Origin of the sequence: Serratia sp. AXJ-M, from assembly GCF_046531865.1 — a bacterium.
Taxonomy (GTDB): Bacteria; Pseudomonadota; Gammaproteobacteria; order Enterobacterales; family Enterobacteriaceae; genus Serratia; species Serratia liquefaciens.
Map to the genome: position 1 here is coordinate 3109324 of NZ_CP059394.1, position 15178 is coordinate 3124501.

A 15178-nucleotide genomic window follows, 5' to 3' on the forward strand; every position below is an offset into this window, starting at 1 on the left:
ATTTAACAACAAAGTTACACAAAGTTTACCCTGCGTCACATTTAACCACCTGCAAGGTTACACCCCGCATTCAAAAACAGAGTTGCACCTCATACTAATTCAACGTTACCCCTGATATTGCTGGGGTTAACGCGTGCAGACGACCGCCCCTCGACATACCACCCCACTGGCAGAGCAAGAACCATGCCGATTATTGATGTTAAAAAATCGATGGAACTCACACTTCGTTCATCCGCCTGATTTAACACGGTTGCACAAAGTTGCAACATGCAGGATATTGTTTGCATTCATCACAGCACACAACGCACGAACCTATCCCAGCAGCCTATCTGGCCCGCAGTTTGTATAGCCTGATGGGATAGGTTCTTAACACAGGAGTTGGATTGGCATGGGCACTACCACAATGGGCGTGAAACTCGACGAGGCCACTCGCGAGCGAATCAAAAGCGCCGCACAGCGTATCGATCGCACGCCGCACTGGCTGATCAAGCAGGCCATTTTTAATTATCTCGAACGTCTCGAGAACGGTTCCGATATCCCTGAAATTCCAGCACTTGCCGCTGCCGGCCAGGCCGAAGCGGACGACATTATGCCGCAAGTGCAGGAAGAGTCCCACCAGCCATTCCTTGAATTTGCAGAACAAATTCTGCCGCAGTCGGTTAATCGCGCAGCCATCACCGCGGCCTATCGCCGCCCTGAGACTGAAGCGGTGCCGATGTTGCTCGAACAGGCGCGATTACCTGCCGATCTTGCCAAAGCCACCCACAAGATGGCTTACGACATCGCCGAGAAGTTGCGTAACCAAAAGAGTGCAAATGGCCGCGCCGGTATGGTGCAAGGGCTGCTGCAAGAGTTCTCCTTGTCTTCACAGGAAGGCGTGGCGCTGATGTGCCTGGCCGAAGCCCTGCTGCGCATTCCAGACAAGCCAACCCGCGATGCGCTGATCCGCGATAAAATCAGCAACGGCAACTGGCATTCTCACCTCGGCCGTAGCCCATCGCTGTTTGTTAACGCCGCCACCTGGGGCCTGTTGTTCACCGGCAAACTGGTATCCACCCATAACGAAGCCAACCTGTCACGCTCGCTGAACCGCATTATCGGCAAAAGCGGCGAACCGCTGATCCGTAAAGGCGTGGATATGGCGATGCGCCTGATGGGCGAACAGTTCGTGACCGGCGAAACCATCGCCGAAGCGCTGGCCAACGCCCGCAAGCTGGAAGACAAAGGGTTCCGTTATTCCTACGACATGCTGGGTGAAGCCGCCCTGACCGAAGCCGACGCGCAGGCCTATCTGGTGTCTTACCAGCAGGCAATCCATGCGATCGGCAAAGCGTCGAACGGCCGCGGCATCTATGAAGGCCCGGGCATTTCGATCAAGCTGTCCGCTTTGCACCCGCGTTATAGCCGCGCGCAGTACGAACGCGTAATGGAAGAGCTTTACCCTCGCCTGCTGTCATTGACCCTGCAGGCGCGCCAATACGACATCGGTATCAATATCGACGCTGAAGAAGCCGATCGCCTGGAAATCTCGCTCGACCTGCTGGAAAAGCTGTGCTTCGAACCTCAGCTGGCCGGTTGGAACGGTATCGGCTTTGTGATCCAGGCCTATCAGAAACGCTGCCCGTTCGCCATCGATGCAGTCATCGACATGGCACAACGCAGCCGCCGTCGCCTGATGGTCCGTCTGGTGAAAGGCGCCTACTGGGACAGCGAAATCAAACGCGCCCAAATGGACGGGCTGGAAGGCTATCCGGTTTACACCCGCAAGGTCTACACCGACGTTTCCTACCTGGCCTGCGCCCGCAAACTGCTGGCGGTGCCGAACCTGATTTATCCGCAGTTCGCGACCCATAATGCCCATACCCTGAGCGCGATTTATCATCTGGCGGGCAACAACTACTACCCTGGCCAGTATGAGTTCCAGTGCCTGCACGGCATGGGCGAACCGCTGTACGAACAAGTGGTGGGTAAAGTGGCCGACGGTAAGCTGAACCGTCCATGTCGCATCTATGCACCGGTCGGCACCCATGAAACGCTGTTGGCGTATCTGGTGCGTCGCCTGCTGGAAAACGGCGCTAACACCTCGTTCGTTAACCGTATCGCCGATGCCACCCTGCCGCTCGACGAACTGGTTGCCGATCCGGTCACCGCGGTCGAAGCCCTGGCCGCCAGCGAAGGTCAACTTGGTCTGCCGCACCCACGCATTCCGTTGCCGCGTGAACTCTATGGCACCAAGCGCATCAACTCCAGCGGCCTGGACCTGTCGAACGAACAGCGTCTGGCGTCTCTGTCCAGCGCACTGCTGACCAGCGCAACTCAACCCTGGCGCGCAGAGCCGATTATTGACGCCGAGCTGGATCAGGGCGTGGAGCAACCGGTCATTAACCCTGCCGAGCCTGGCGACGTAGTCGGTTACGTGCGTGAAGCCACCGAAGGTGAAGTCAGCCGGGCGCTCGACGCCGCCGCTGCCGCCGGTCCAATCTGGTTTGCCACCCCGCCGTCCGAGCGCGCCGCCATTCTTGAGCGCGCCGCCGAACTGATGGAAGGCCAACTGCAAAGCCTGTTGGGCATTCTGGTGCGCGAAGCGGGCAAAACCTTTAACAACGCCATCGCCGAAGTGCGCGAAGCGGTCGACTTCCTGCATTACTACGCCGGTCAGGTGCGCGATGATTTCGCCAATGACAGCCACCGTCCGCTGGGCCCGGTGGTGTGTATCAGCCCGTGGAACTTCCCGCTGGCCATCTTCACCGGTCAGATTGCCGCTGCGCTGGCGGCAGGCAACAGCGTTCTGGCCAAACCGGCAGAGCAAACGCCGCTGATCGCCGCACAGGCGGTGCGCATTCTGTTGGAAGCCGGCATTCCGCAAGGCGTGCTGCAACTGCTGCCGGGTCAGGGCGAAAGCGTCGGCTCGGTTCTGGTTAATGACGCTCGGGTTCGCGGCGTGATGTTTACCGGCTCGACCGATGTTGCCGGTATCCTGCAACGCAGCATCGCAGGCCGTCTGGATCCGCAAGGTCGTCCAACGCCGCTGATTGCCGAAACCGGTGGTCTGAACGCCATGATCGTCGACTCTTCCGCTCTGACCGAACAGGTAGTGACTGACGTGGTCGCCTCCGCATTCGACAGCGCAGGCCAACGCTGCTCCGCCCTGCGTATCCTGTGCATTCAGGAAGACGTGGCGGAACACACGCTGCAAATGCTGCGCGGCGCGATGGCCGAATGCCGCATGGGCAACCCGGAACGCCTGTCGACCGATATCGGGCCGGTGATCGACGCCGAGGCCAAAACCGGCATCGAACGTCATATTCAGGCGATGCGCGCCAAGGGCCGTAAGGTCTATCAGGCCGCGAAAGGCAACGTACAGGATGAGAAAGAGTGGTCCCGTGGCACCTTTATCAAGCCAACCCTGATCGAACTGGACAGCTTCGACGAGCTGCAAAAAGAGATCTTCGGCCCGGTGCTGCACGTGGTCCGCTTCCAACGCACCAATCTGGAGTCGCTGGTCGATCAGATCAACGCCGCCGGTTATGGTCTGACGCTGGGCGTTCACACCCGTATTGATGAAACCATCGCCCGCGTGACCGAACGCGCCAAGGTGGGCAACCTGTACGTTAACCGCAACATGGTTGGCGCCGTGGTCGGCGTGCAGCCATTTGGTGGCGAAGGCCTGTCCGGCACAGGTCCTAAAGCCGGTGGCCCGCTGTACCTGTATCGCCTGCTGGCCAACCGCCCGGATGATGCGGTGCAACGCACCCTGCACCGCCAGGACGAAGAACGCCCGCTGGAAGCCACCGCGCGGCCACAGTTGCTCAAAGCCCATCAGGCACTGGAGCAATGGGCGATTGCCGAAAACCAGCGCGATCTGGTGACGTTGGCGCAACGCTACGCCGAACTGGGCCAGGGCGGTACCCTACGTCCACTGCCTGGCCCTACCGGCGAGCGCAATACCTATGCCCTGTTGCCGCGTGAGCGCGTACTCTGCCTGGCCGATAACGAGGCCGATGCCTTGACGCAGTTGGCTGCAGTACTGGCCGTCGGCAGCAGCGTGCTGTGGCCGGAAGCCGAGCTGCAACGCACCCTGTATCGCCGCCTGCCGGCGGCGGTTCAGGCCAGCATCAGCTTCAGCAAAGACTGGCAGCAGGACAAGGTGGAGTTCGATGCCGCCATTTACCATGGCGACGCCGATCAGCTGCGCACCCTGTGCGAGCAAATCGCCCAGCGCAGCGGCGCGATCGTTTCAGTGCAGGGCTTTGCTCACGGCGAAACCAATATTCTGTTGGAACGCCTGCTGATCGAGCGCTCGCTGAGCGTCAATACCGCAGCTGCCGGCGGTAACGCCAGCCTGATGACCATAGGGTAATCCGTCTGACTGGATGACCGCCGCAGGTCACTTAATCTGCGAACCCTCCCGCAAACCCTGCATTCGTGCAGGGTTTTTTATTGTCTGCACCCTTTCTACACGCTAGCGTATCGCCCTGATTGTCAAAAAGTGTGTATGGTGTGTATCATAAAGGGACGGTAATCGCGTGAAAAGTTCAGAGCTGATCGGGCTATTAGAACAGGAAGGTTGGGTTTTAACGCGGATCAAGGGAAGCCACCATCAGTTTAAGCACCCGAACTCCCGTCTGGTGATCACCGTTCCACATCCGCGAAAGGATCTGAAAGCGGGGACGCTGCGCCAAATCATGAAAGATGCCGGATTGTGCTAACCCGACGCCATGAGTTAACAGGAGAAATTATGTTCTACCCTGCTTATGTACATTCTGAACCGGACGGCAGCGCCAGCGGCTTCTTTCCCGATGTACCAGGCTGCTATTTTGCCGGAGATACCCTGGACAGAGCCTTTGAAGACGCCAGAAGTGCGCTGGACGCCCATTTCGAATTCTTGAGCGAAGACAATCAGCCCATTCCCGGCCCACAGGCCGTGACCTTTCATCTGGCACAGAATAACGACAGTCTGAATGGCGGGCAGTGGTTGTTGGTCAATATTAATATGGATAAGTTTGATGGTCGGGCGGAGCGTATCAATATTACCTTGCCGCACCGGCTGCTGAACCGCATAGATTCTCTGGTGCAGCAGCATCCCGGTTACGGTAGCCGCAGCGCCTTTTTGGCCGCCGCCGCCCGCAATGAATTATTGAAAGCCGGGTAGTCAATAGCCAGGGGGCTGAACGCCCCCCTGCTTACTGATTCAAAAACTTGTCGAGGAATTGTTGGGTACGCTGGTGCTGCGGATTAGCGAACAGCTCTTTTGCCGGCCCTTGCTCCACGATACGACCGTGGTCCATAAAAATGGCGCGGTCGGCCACGTCGCGGGCAAAGCTCATCTCGTGCGTGACGATCACCATGGTGCGCTTTTCTTCCGCCAGCGAACGTATGGTGTTGAGCACCTCGCCCACCAGCTCCGGGTCGAGCGCCGAGGTCGGTTCGTCAAACAGGATCACTTCCGGTTGCATCGCCAGCGCCCTGGCAATCGCCACCCGCTGCTGCTGGCCGCCGGAAAGACGGCGCGGATAGGCCGATTCTTTGCCGCTCAGCCCCACTTTGGTCAACAAGGCCCGTGCGCGCTGTTCCGCGCTGGCCTTGGGCTCGCCTTTAACGATGACCGGACCTTCAATAATATTTTCCAATACCGAACGGTGCGGGAACAGATTGAAGTTCTGAAACACGAACCCCACCTGCTGACGTAAGGCACGAACCTGTTTTTTCTGTTTGCTCAGTGGCTTGGAACCGTCGATCAGTATATCGCCGACGCGAATGGTACCGGAATCCGGCACTTCCAGCAGGTTGATGCTGCGCAATAAAGTGGTTTTCCCCGAGCCGCTTGGCCCGATAATCGCCACTACCTCACCGGCACCGACTTCCAGATCAATCCCATGCAGCACCGTTTGACCGTTGAACTGCTTGGTCAGTTTTTTCACTTCAATGGCACTCATGCGTTACTCCTGATCCTGGCGGTTTACGTGGGCTTCCAGACGATTTTGCAGCGCAGAAAGCAGGGTCGCCATCACCCAGTAAATCAGCGAGGCCGCCAGATACATGGTGAACACTTCCAGGGTACGCGAGGTAATCAGCTGCGCCTGACGGAACAGTTCCGGCACCTGAATGGTCGCCGCCAGCGAGGTGTCCTTCACCAGGCCGATAAAGCTGTTGCCCAACGGCGGCAATGCGGTACGCGCCGCCTGCGGCAGGATCACCCGACGCAGCGTCTGCCAGCGGGTCATGCCGATGCTGGCTGCCGCTTCCCACTGCCCTTTTTCGATTGACGAAATCGCGGCACGCAGGGTTTCCGAAGTATAGGCGGCAGTATTGAGCGACAGGCCAATCAGCGCCGCCGGGAAGGGATCAAACTCGATGCCGAACTGCGGCAGGCCGTAGTAAATCATGAACAGCTGGGCAATCAACGGCGTGCCGCGAAACAGCGACACATAGATGCGCGACAGCCATGACAGCGGCCATAACGGCGAAAGGCGCATCAGCGCCAGCAGAAAACCGAGCAGTAAACCGAGCGCCATGCCCCCCAGACTGAGCTGGAGAGTGAGGATCGCGCCCCGCAATAAAAATGGCGCTGAATCCAGCGCCAGTTGGATACTTTCGTGCATTATTTAGTTACGTCCGCGCCAAACCATTTCTCGGAGATCTTCGCCAGCGTGCCGTCTTTTTGCATTTCGGCAATCGCCTGGTTAATCGCAGCCAGCAGTTCCGGGTTGTTTTTACGCACCGCCACGCCGGATTCCTGACGAGAGAAAGCCGGGCCCGCTACCGCCAGCGTGTCGCCGGTTTTCTTCACCAGATCCAATGCCGCCAGACGGTCAACCAGAATAGCGTTGATACGGCCTACGCGCAGATCCTGGTATTTGGTCGGGTCATCATCATAGGTACGCACGTCCACGCCCTGCACATTGTCACGCAACCATTGCTCGTAGTTGGTGCCCAGGCCCACGCCGACCTTTTTACCCTTCAGATCTTCCGGCTTGGTGATGGTGCCTTCATTGCCCTTCTTCACCAAGGCCTGAATACCGGAGACGGTATAAGGCGTCGAGAAATCGTATTTCTTTTTGCGCTCGTCGGAAATGGTCACCTGATTGATCACCACGTCGATGCGTTTTGAGTCCAGCGAAGCCAGCATGCCGTCCCACTTGGTAGGATTCAGCTTGGCTTTAACGCCAAGATGCTCCGCCAGGGCGTTGGCGAAATCCACCTCGAAGCCGGTCAATTTTCCGTCTTCCCCCTGGAAGCTGAACGGCGGATAAGTGCCTTCCAACCCGACAACCAGTGTCCCGTGATGCTTCACCTGCTCCAGCAGGTTATCGGCGGCATAGGTCTGCGTGCTCAAACCGGCGGTCAGTGCAACGCTCATCACGCCCAGCAGCAATTGACGACGAACTTTGGAAAAGATCATAAACACCCCATCTGTTGTTTATCTTATTTGATATCAGCACTTTAACAGTGTGACCGCCTGCTTGAAGGAATATAACCTTATAAATATAGTTCAAAATGGAATAACAAAGCGCGCTTACACCTGTGGATGATAGGCGAACAACGCCGGCGCACCGCCGGTATGGATAAACAGGATCGGGCCCTCGTCACGGAAGCGCTGCTGGGCTACGCCGTCGATCAGACCGGCCATCGCCTTGCCGCTGTAAACCGGATCCAACAACACCCCTTCCTGCTGCGCCAAAAGCTGTATCGCCGCCGTGCCTTCTTCGTTTGGCATACCATACTGCGGGGCAAAATAGTCGTCCCACAGCGTAATCGGTGCCAGTTGGTCAATATCCAATGAACAGGCCAGCGCTTTTTGGATCAGCTCCACCTTGGGCAACTGGTCGATCACCTTGCGTGAAACAGTTACACCAATCAGTTGCGTTTCCGGCAGCAACTGCTGCAGGCCAACGGCCAGCCCGGCATGGGTCCCTGCGCTGCCGGAGGCCACCACTACTGAGCTGAATGCGACGTTGCTGCGCTGGCTCTGCTCGGCAATTTCCAACGCACACTGCACGTAACCCAGCGCTCCCAGCGCATTGGAGCCTCCTACCGGCACCACATAAGGCCGGAAGCCTTGCCCTTCAAGACGGGTCGCCAGATCGGCCAACTGCTGTTGCGGGTCATGCAACGCGTCACACATCACCACTTCCGCGTTAAACAACCCGAGCAGCAAGCGGTTACCGTTGGTCAGGTAGTTTTCTGCCTGAGTATCGATTGGGTTTTCCAGCAGCGCTACGCAGTGCAGACCCAGCTTGGCCGCCACTGCAGCCGTTTGGCGCACATGGTTGGATTGGATGGCGCCGGCGGTGACCAGCGTGTCCGCGCCTTGATGCAGCGCTTCTGCGGCAAGAAATTCCAGTTTTCTCAATTTGTTACCGCCCATCGCCATCGGCGTGACGTCGTCACGTTTGATGTAAATTTCGCGGCCAAGGTAGTCTGAAAGGCGAGACAGTTTTTCGAGCGGAGTGGCAGAGCCCACTAAATCGAGGCGCGGGAATTGCGCCAGTTTGTGTTGCAGATTCACAACTTCCCCCAGGGAATCAGGTATCAACATCTAAACGATAGATTTAGCAGATGTGAACCTAATAATCACTCTTTATTCGTGACGGGGAAAGGGTAAGATCCCCGGCTGGCGTGCCGGGGAAGCCAGATCAGTAGCTTTTTTGCCAGGCAAGGTACTGGTCATATTTGCGCAGCGCAATGCGGTAATTGTTGTGCGCCGCAGAAGGCAAGTCTTCGATAATACGCTGATGGCTGGCGTTACTGGCGAATTTATCCGCCGGATAGTTGCGTTCCACCAGCATTTCATCCAGCCGCCGCAGGCGCACCACGTATTCACGGATGGTGCTGTGGCTCATTTCGGTTTGCTCAAACAGATATTGCTTGAACGCCATAATATCGAAATAGCTCGGATGGCTATTGCAGGAGATCTCACTGCAAAAGCGGCACAGCGCCGTCAGCTCATTTTGCACATTCAGCCAAACGTGATCGTCAATCGGCTGATCCATGCGCGCAATGGCATCTTTGTTGATGATCTTGCCACGAAACACCAACGCCATGCGATCCAATAGCTTGCCGCACTGAGAGCAATGGGTCTGGCTGTGTTTGTAATCTTTCAAATAACGACTCAGCGGCCGTTTTTTCAATAATATTCCTGGCATAGAAGCAGTCCGATTATCGCAATGGTGATCAGGTTGAAGGGGCAGAGTTGAGTGCATGTCAGTTCTCGTTCGCCAGGCGGGAGCGCAGGCGTTTTATTGCCTGGCTATGCAATTGGCTGACACGTGATTCCCCTACGTCCAGCACGGCGCCGATCTCTTTCAGGTTCAACTCTTCCTGGTAATACAGCGTCAGCACCATTTTTTCGCGTTCCGGCAACGCCTCAATGGCGTCAATCACCCGTTGGCGTAAATTGCCCTCCAGCAGATGATGTAACGGATTGGCCTCTTCGTGCCCTTCCAGCAGCGGTTCCGCGCTTTCGCCATGCTCTTCCCGCCATTCGTCGTAGGAAAAAAGCTGACTGTTATTGGTGTCCAACAGAATTTGACGGTACTCATCCAGTGGCAGGTTCAGCGTCTGCGCCACTTCCACTTCGCTGGCCGGCCTGCCGAGCCGCTGTTCCAACTGCCGCATCACCTGCGCCACTTCACGGGCATGGCGACGCACGCTGCGCGGTACCCAGTCACGGCTGCGCAACTCATCGAGCATGGCGCCGCGAATGCGTTGCACCGCATAGGTGGTAAAGGCGGTTCCCTGCAGGGCGTCATAACGCTCAACGGCGTTTAACAACCCAATTCCCCCGGCCTGCAGCAGATCGTCGAGCTCCACGCTGGCGGGCAGCCTGACCTGCAGGCGCAACGCCTCGTGGCGCACTAACGGAACGTAGCGCAGCCAGAGAGAATTTTTGTCCATCACGCCTTCGGCGGTATACAGATCGCTCACTATGTCTAAAACCTGCGGATAAGAGAGTCAGCGCTATTATCCGTAGGGGGCAAAATGCCAATCGGCAGAACAGTCGTACAAAACGGGCCTTATTTGCGCCATGCATTAGCTGAGCGGTGCGCGACCATAAAAAAACCCCGCCGAAGCGGGGTTCTTTTGCGACAGGTTAATCGGGGAGAGTCGATTAACGCAGCAGGGACAACACGTTCTGAGTAGACTGGTTAGCCTGTGCCAGAACAGAGGTGCCAGCCTGTTGCAGGATGTTGGCACGGCTCATGTTAGACACTTCGGTCGCGTAGTCAGCATCTTGAATACGAGACTGAGAAGCAGACAGGTTGTTCACGGTGCTGTTCAGGTTGTTGATAACAGAATCGAAACGGTTCTGTACCGCACCCAAGGAAGAACGCAGACCATCAACCTGAGACAGTGCTTTGTCCAGGGTTGCCAGTGGGTCGGCAGTTTTAGGCGTGGTGCTCATTTCAGCGCCTTTGGTTACTTTACCTGCGCTGTCTGCAGTGGCCTTGAAGTATTTGGCATCTGCACCGGTACCTTCCTGGATCAGGTAAGATTTGCCACCGTCATAAGATTTCAGACCAGTAGTGTCACCCGTTGCAGTGACTTCTTCCTTAACAGTAGTGGTAGCCGCAGTATCGGTCAAACCAGTGGTTTCTGCTGCTGCAATAGCGGTGATGTCACCAGAAGTTTTGTCGATGGTAGCTTTGTAGTTCTTGCCATCGGTACCTACAGCGTAAATATCACCAGTGGTATTGTCTTTCAGGTAGCTGGCTGGTGCAGCACCGTTAGCCTGTTTGTTCGTGGTATTGGTGATAGTCAGATCTTTACCGGTTGCAATGGTAGTTACTGCACCGCCAACTTTGGTGGTATCAACACCGTCTGCAACGCTGAACTTATCCAGGCCCAGAGTTTTAGAGTTGATGTTTTTCAGATCGATCTGGATAGTTTCGTTGTCGTTGGCACCCACCTGGATGGTCAGCTTCTGGTCGCCGCTCAGCACTTTCACGCCGTTGAAGTCGGTTTGTTCAGAGATACGGTTGATCTCAGCCAGACGTTCGCCGATTTCGTCCTGGATGGATTTCAGGTCGCTGGAAGAGTTAGAACCGTTCTGAGACTGTACGGTCAGACGACGGATGTTTTGCAGGTTGTCGTTAACTTCGTTCAGTGCGCCTTCAGTGGTCTGCGCCAGAGAGATACCGTCGTTGGCGTTACGGGAAGCCTGAGTCAGGCCTTTGATGTTAGCGGTGAAACGGTTAGAGATCGCCTGACCCGCGGCATCGTCCTTGGCGCTGTTGATACGCAGGCCGGAAGACAGACGCTCGATCGCAGTACCCAAAGAAGACTGAGATTTGTTCAGGTTGTTCTGCGCCATCAGCGACAGGCTGTTGGTATTAATTACTTGTGCCATTGTATGCTTTCCTTACGTGTCAGTTGCGATCTTCGCAACGTAGTTAAAAGGTTCGGGCTGCTTTGCCCACGGCGTCAACCACCGTCCCATCAGGTATCGGCCCTCCCCCTGCAACCTTTAGAAATTTTTTGTTTTTTTTTCGCTTCGCCGCAATGGCAGAAATAACGCGGTTTTTCCTTCCTCTATTGCGCCATCGGTTTTTAAACTTTTCGGTAAACTTTTTCTCCGCTGGGCCGATAAACGCGTAAAGCGAATAAAGTCATTATTAAGGAGAATTACGAATGGCATCGATCAGTTCATTAGGCATCGGCTCAGGACTCGACCTCAACGGCTTGCTGGACAAGCTGACCAAAGCGGAACAGCAGCGTCTGACCCCGTACACCACCCAGCAGACCAGCTACAACGCCCAGTTGACCGCCTACGGCACCCTGAAAGGCTCGCTGGAAAAGTTCGATAACCTCAGTAAAGAGCTGGCGAAACCGACGTTTTTCAATAACACCACCGCCAGCAAACACGATCAGTTTGCCATCACCACCACCGACAAGGCCGTGGCGGGGAACTACATTGTCGAAGTTCAAAAACTGGCACAGCCGCAAACGCTAACCACACAGGCGTCGATTACCAATCAGACGGAAAAACTCGGCACGCCCGGCAGCATTGACCGCTCAATCAGCATCACCGCAGGGGACCCGCAGAAAGAAGTGAAGATCCCACTGAGCGATGATCAAACCTCGCTGGTGGAAATGCGCGATGCGATTAACAATGCCAAAGCCGGCGTCAACGCCAGCATCATGCGGGTGGGTGACAACGACTATCAATTGGCGATCAGCTCCACGGCCACCGGCGAGAAAAACACCGTTTCGGTCCAGGTCAACAATGACGATAAGTTGGGCGCCATCCTCAACTACGACTCCGCTGCCAAAAGCAACGCAATGAAGCAAACCGTGGCCGGTCAGGATGCTGAAGTCTTGGTTAACGGCACGAAAATCAAACGCAGCACCAACTCAATTGCCGATGCCCTGCAGGGCGTGACCATCGATCTGAAAACCGTCACCAAGAAAGATGAGCCGCAGAACCTGGTGATCAGCACCGATAAAACCGGCACCGCCGACAAAATCAAAGACTGGGTCGACAACTATAACTCACTGCTGGATACCTTTAACTCGCTGACCAAATATACCCCGGTCAAAACCGGCGAGGCGCAGAATGCCAAAAACGGCGCGCTGCTGGGGGATAACACCCTGCGCGGTGTTCAGTCTTCGATTAAAAGTGCGCTCAGCGGCGCGCAGGACAACCCGGAGCTGAAGGGGCTGGGTAACCTGGGGATCACCACCAACACCAAAACCGGCAAGCTGGAGATCGACAGCACCAAGCTCAACAAAGCCATCGATGAAAAACCGGAGCAGGTTGCCAACTTCTTCGCCGGCAACGGCAAAGATACCGGCATGGCCACCGAGATCCACAATGAGATCCAAAGCTACATCAAGGCCGGCGGCATCATTGAGAACTCGACCAAAAGCATCAATACCAGCCTTGACCGCCTGAACAGCAAGATCACCACCGTCACGGCCAGCATTCAAAGCACTATCGATCGCTATAAACAACAATTCGTCCAACTGGATACCATGATGTCCAAGCTGAGTGGCACCGGTGATTATTTAAAACAACAGTTCAAGTAAGAACTTTTTAACCAGGTAAAAAATCACATGTATAACCGTAGCGGAACTCAGGCCTACGCCCAGGTCAGTCTGGAAAGTGGCGTAATGAGCGCCAGCCCGCACCAGTTAATCGTGATGTTGTTCGACGGGGCGCTTAGCGCCCTGTTACGCGCACGGATACTGATGAATCAGGGTGATATCGCCGGCAAAGGACTGGCTCTGTCAAAGGCCATCAATATTATCGATAACGGCCTGAAAAGCGGTCTCGACCACCAGCAGGGCGGTGAAATGGCCGATAATCTGGCGGCGCTGTATGACTATATGAAGCGACGCCTGATGCAAGCCAACCTGCACAATGACGAAGCGGCGATTACCGAAGTGGTGAAGCTGCTGGAAAATATTGCTGACGCCTGGCGCCAGATTGGCCCCAACTACCACCCCACTCAGGACGCCGTGTAATGGAACGTCAACAACAGCTGTTAGCCGCCTATCAGCAGGTGTATAGCCTGAGTAGCCAGATGATCGTTCTGGCACAAACGGAAAGATGGGAAGACCTGGTCGAGCTGGAACTGTCCTACGTGACGGCGGTGGAAAGAACCGCCGCCTTTACCGGGCAGGCCGGTCCCTCAATGGCGTTACAGGAATTGCTGCGCCATAAGCTGCAGCAAATCCTCGACAACGAGACCGAACTAAAACGTCTGCTGCAGCAACGCATGGATCAATTGAAAGAATTAATCGGCCAGTCGACGCGCCAAAACGTGGTGAACAGCACTTACGGCCAGTTTCACGATCGCGCCTTGTTGCTGGGAGATCCACAAATCAGATGAGTTCGCAGCAATAACGGCGACAACGGAATAGATAGCAGCATGCACTATTATTCCCCGGTTAAGTCAGAATATTAATCCATGCCATTTGAATTATTCAGATATTGGGTAATTAGAAAAAATGTGCAATTCGAGCCTTGCTCTCACTTTAACGGATAAATACCACTCCGACACGGACGTTTTCTGTTCAGCAGGAAATTGATTTTTGATAGATAAAACACGCTGTTGTGTTTCACAACCTATGGAAAGATGTTGCTCCAACGCCAATCAAAGCGTAAAGATATTCATAGATAATGGCTGCGAAATGAATATCGATGGAACGTACAATTAATCTTTGTCCAGGAATTGGTGCATCGGCACACATCATTCAGCATACTGAATTATTATTTCCTTCAGTCTATTTTGAACAGCCGCATCTCTACCTGGTGCAGCAAGGTCACAAACGCGTGCGTTGGCAACAGCGTGAAGTGGTGGCGCATGCGGGCGAGCTGTTGATTATCGACGGGGGGCAAACCGTGGATATTATCAACGAACTCTCTGAGGACGGGGTATTCAGCTGTCAGCTATTGACCTGCGATCCGCAGTTGCTCACCTTATCGCCGCCCCAGGTTGAAAGCACATCACCGACTCCCTTCGACGCGGTGATGACATTATGCAATCTGCCCTGCGCGCTGATGCACAGTTTTGAGACCACCAGCCTGGCACTGGCGCTTAAGCAGCGTTTCCCCACAGTCATCATTCGCCATAAAATGCTGGAAATTCTACTGTGGTTAAAACAATTCAATATCAGCTTCATCCATAACGAAGCCAGGAATTTAACCCAACGCGTACGCCGCTGTCTGGCCACCGATCCGCACAACATCTGGACCGCGGCCGAAGTCGCCGAAACCTTGTCAATGAGCGAGGTGGTGCTGCGACGCAAGCTGTCGGCGGAGAATACCGCGCTGCGTAATCTGATGATAGACGTGCGAATGAGCAGCGCCTTGGCCCTGCTGCAATCTACCGATTGGCCAATATCGGCGATCGCCCAGCACGTGGGGTATGAAAGCGCTTCGCGGTTTGCCGAGCGCTTTCGCAAACGTTTCGGCTTTGCGCCCACCGCCATTCGCGGACATCAGCGGGCCATGGAACCCATGGCCATTCGTCCCGATCATTTCAGCATGATGCAAGCCCCGGAGTGATTGCTGCCGGCGTAAATTAAATCATTGAACAATGAAACTGTGGTTTATAGCGGCAATATTGGCGCAAAACAGGCGAGTGGGATAGCATCGGCGAGCATTCAGGTCATCAGAGGTGAATAAATCATGCTCAACGAAAAACTGCTATTTTCCCTCGCGGTGTTGCTA

The 15178-nt window shown here is 55.4% G+C and carries 14 protein-coding genes; 7 read left to right on the top strand and 7 right to left on the bottom strand.

Annotated features, from left to right (window positions below):
- Positions 1 to 388 precede the first annotated feature (388 nt).
- The 3 genes from putA (at position 389) to H0S68_RS14570 (ending at position 5152) form a co-directional block, all read left to right on the top strand.
- Positions 389 to 4360, top strand: a complete 3972-nt coding sequence (gene putA, locus H0S68_RS14560; RefSeq protein ID WP_410528797.1) for a trifunctional transcriptional regulator/proline dehydrogenase/L-glutamate gamma-semialdehyde dehydrogenase — start codon at positions 389 to 391, stop codon at positions 4358 to 4360.
- 166 nt (positions 4361 to 4526) lie between these two features.
- Entirely contained in the window at positions 4527 to 4709 is a 183-nt protein-coding gene (locus H0S68_RS14565; RefSeq protein ID WP_048760244.1) for a type II toxin-antitoxin system HicA family toxin, read from the top strand.
- Positions 4710 to 4738: 29 nt separating this feature from the next.
- The gene (locus H0S68_RS14570) at positions 4739 to 5152 is read left to right on the top strand and encodes a type II toxin-antitoxin system HicB family antitoxin (RefSeq protein WP_048760245.1); all 414 of its coding nucleotides are present in this window, start codon (positions 4739 to 4741) and stop codon (positions 5150 to 5152) included.
- Between the two features lie 31 nt (positions 5153 to 5183).
- On the opposite strand, the gene tcyN is transcribed toward H0S68_RS14570, so the two are convergent.
- The 7 genes from tcyN to H0S68_RS14605 all read right to left on the bottom strand — a co-directional run bounded on the left by tcyN (position 5184) and on the right by H0S68_RS14605 (position 11350).
- Entirely contained in the window at positions 5184 to 5936 is a 753-nt protein-coding gene (gene tcyN / locus H0S68_RS14575) for an L-cystine ABC transporter ATP-binding protein TcyN (protein WP_046373263.1), read from the bottom strand.
- Positions 5937 to 5939: 3 nt separating this feature from the next.
- On the bottom strand, positions 5940 to 6602 hold the full coding sequence (gene tcyL, locus H0S68_RS14580) for a cystine ABC transporter permease (protein WP_020827487.1): 663 nt from the start codon (positions 6600 to 6602) through the stop codon (positions 5940 to 5942).
- Positions 6602 to 7402 (bottom strand): cystine ABC transporter substrate-binding protein, encoded by an 801-nt coding sequence (tcyJ, locus tag H0S68_RS14585; RefSeq protein WP_046373262.1) that lies wholly within the window; start codon positions 7400 to 7402, stop codon positions 6602 to 6604. Before tcyJ ends, tcyL begins: the two co-directional genes overlap by 1 nt.
- A gap of 114 nt (positions 7403 to 7516) precedes the next feature.
- Positions 7517 to 8509 carry a D-cysteine desulfhydrase gene (locus H0S68_RS14590; protein WP_128864765.1) on the bottom strand — a complete coding sequence of 331 codons (993 nt, stop codon included), beginning with the start codon at positions 8507 to 8509 and terminating at the stop codon, positions 7517 to 7519.
- A gap of 127 nt (positions 8510 to 8636) precedes the next feature.
- Complete coding sequence (gene fliZ, locus H0S68_RS14595; protein WP_130016327.1) at positions 8637 to 9146, bottom strand: flagella biosynthesis regulatory protein FliZ; 510 nt, start codon at positions 9144 to 9146, stop codon at positions 8637 to 8639.
- A gap of 58 nt (positions 9147 to 9204) precedes the next feature.
- A complete protein-coding gene (locus H0S68_RS14600) occupies positions 9205 to 9927 on the bottom strand; it encodes an RNA polymerase sigma factor FliA (RefSeq protein ID WP_020827491.1) in 723 nt (240 codons plus the stop codon).
- A 184-nt stretch (positions 9928 to 10111) separates the two neighbouring features.
- Positions 10112 to 11350, bottom strand: coding sequence for a FliC/FljB family flagellin (locus tag H0S68_RS14605; RefSeq protein ID WP_122079694.1), 1239 nt, complete (start codon positions 11348 to 11350; stop codon positions 10112 to 10114).
- Positions 11351 to 11631: 281 nt separating this feature from the next.
- Between H0S68_RS14605 and fliD the strand changes: the two genes are divergently transcribed.
- From fliD to H0S68_RS14625, 4 genes are all read left to right on the top strand, one after another.
- Positions 11632 to 13029, top strand: coding sequence for a flagellar filament capping protein FliD (gene fliD / locus H0S68_RS14610; RefSeq protein WP_410528798.1), 1398 nt, complete (start codon positions 11632 to 11634; stop codon positions 13027 to 13029).
- 27 nt (positions 13030 to 13056) lie between these two features.
- Positions 13057 to 13467 (top strand): flagellar export chaperone FliS, encoded by a 411-nt coding sequence (gene fliS / locus H0S68_RS14615; RefSeq protein ID WP_020827494.1) that lies wholly within the window; start codon positions 13057 to 13059, stop codon positions 13465 to 13467.
- Positions 13467 to 13835, top strand: a complete 369-nt coding sequence (fliT, locus tag H0S68_RS14620) for a flagella biosynthesis regulatory protein FliT (protein WP_122079696.1) — start codon at positions 13467 to 13469, stop codon at positions 13833 to 13835. The genes fliS and fliT overlap by 1 nt, the downstream gene beginning before the upstream one ends.
- Positions 13836 to 14146: 311 nt before the next feature.
- Positions 14147 to 15013 (top strand): helix-turn-helix transcriptional regulator, encoded by an 867-nt coding sequence (locus H0S68_RS14625; RefSeq protein ID WP_046373258.1) that lies wholly within the window; start codon positions 14147 to 14149, stop codon positions 15011 to 15013.
- Positions 15014 to 15178: the final 165 nt, after the last annotated feature.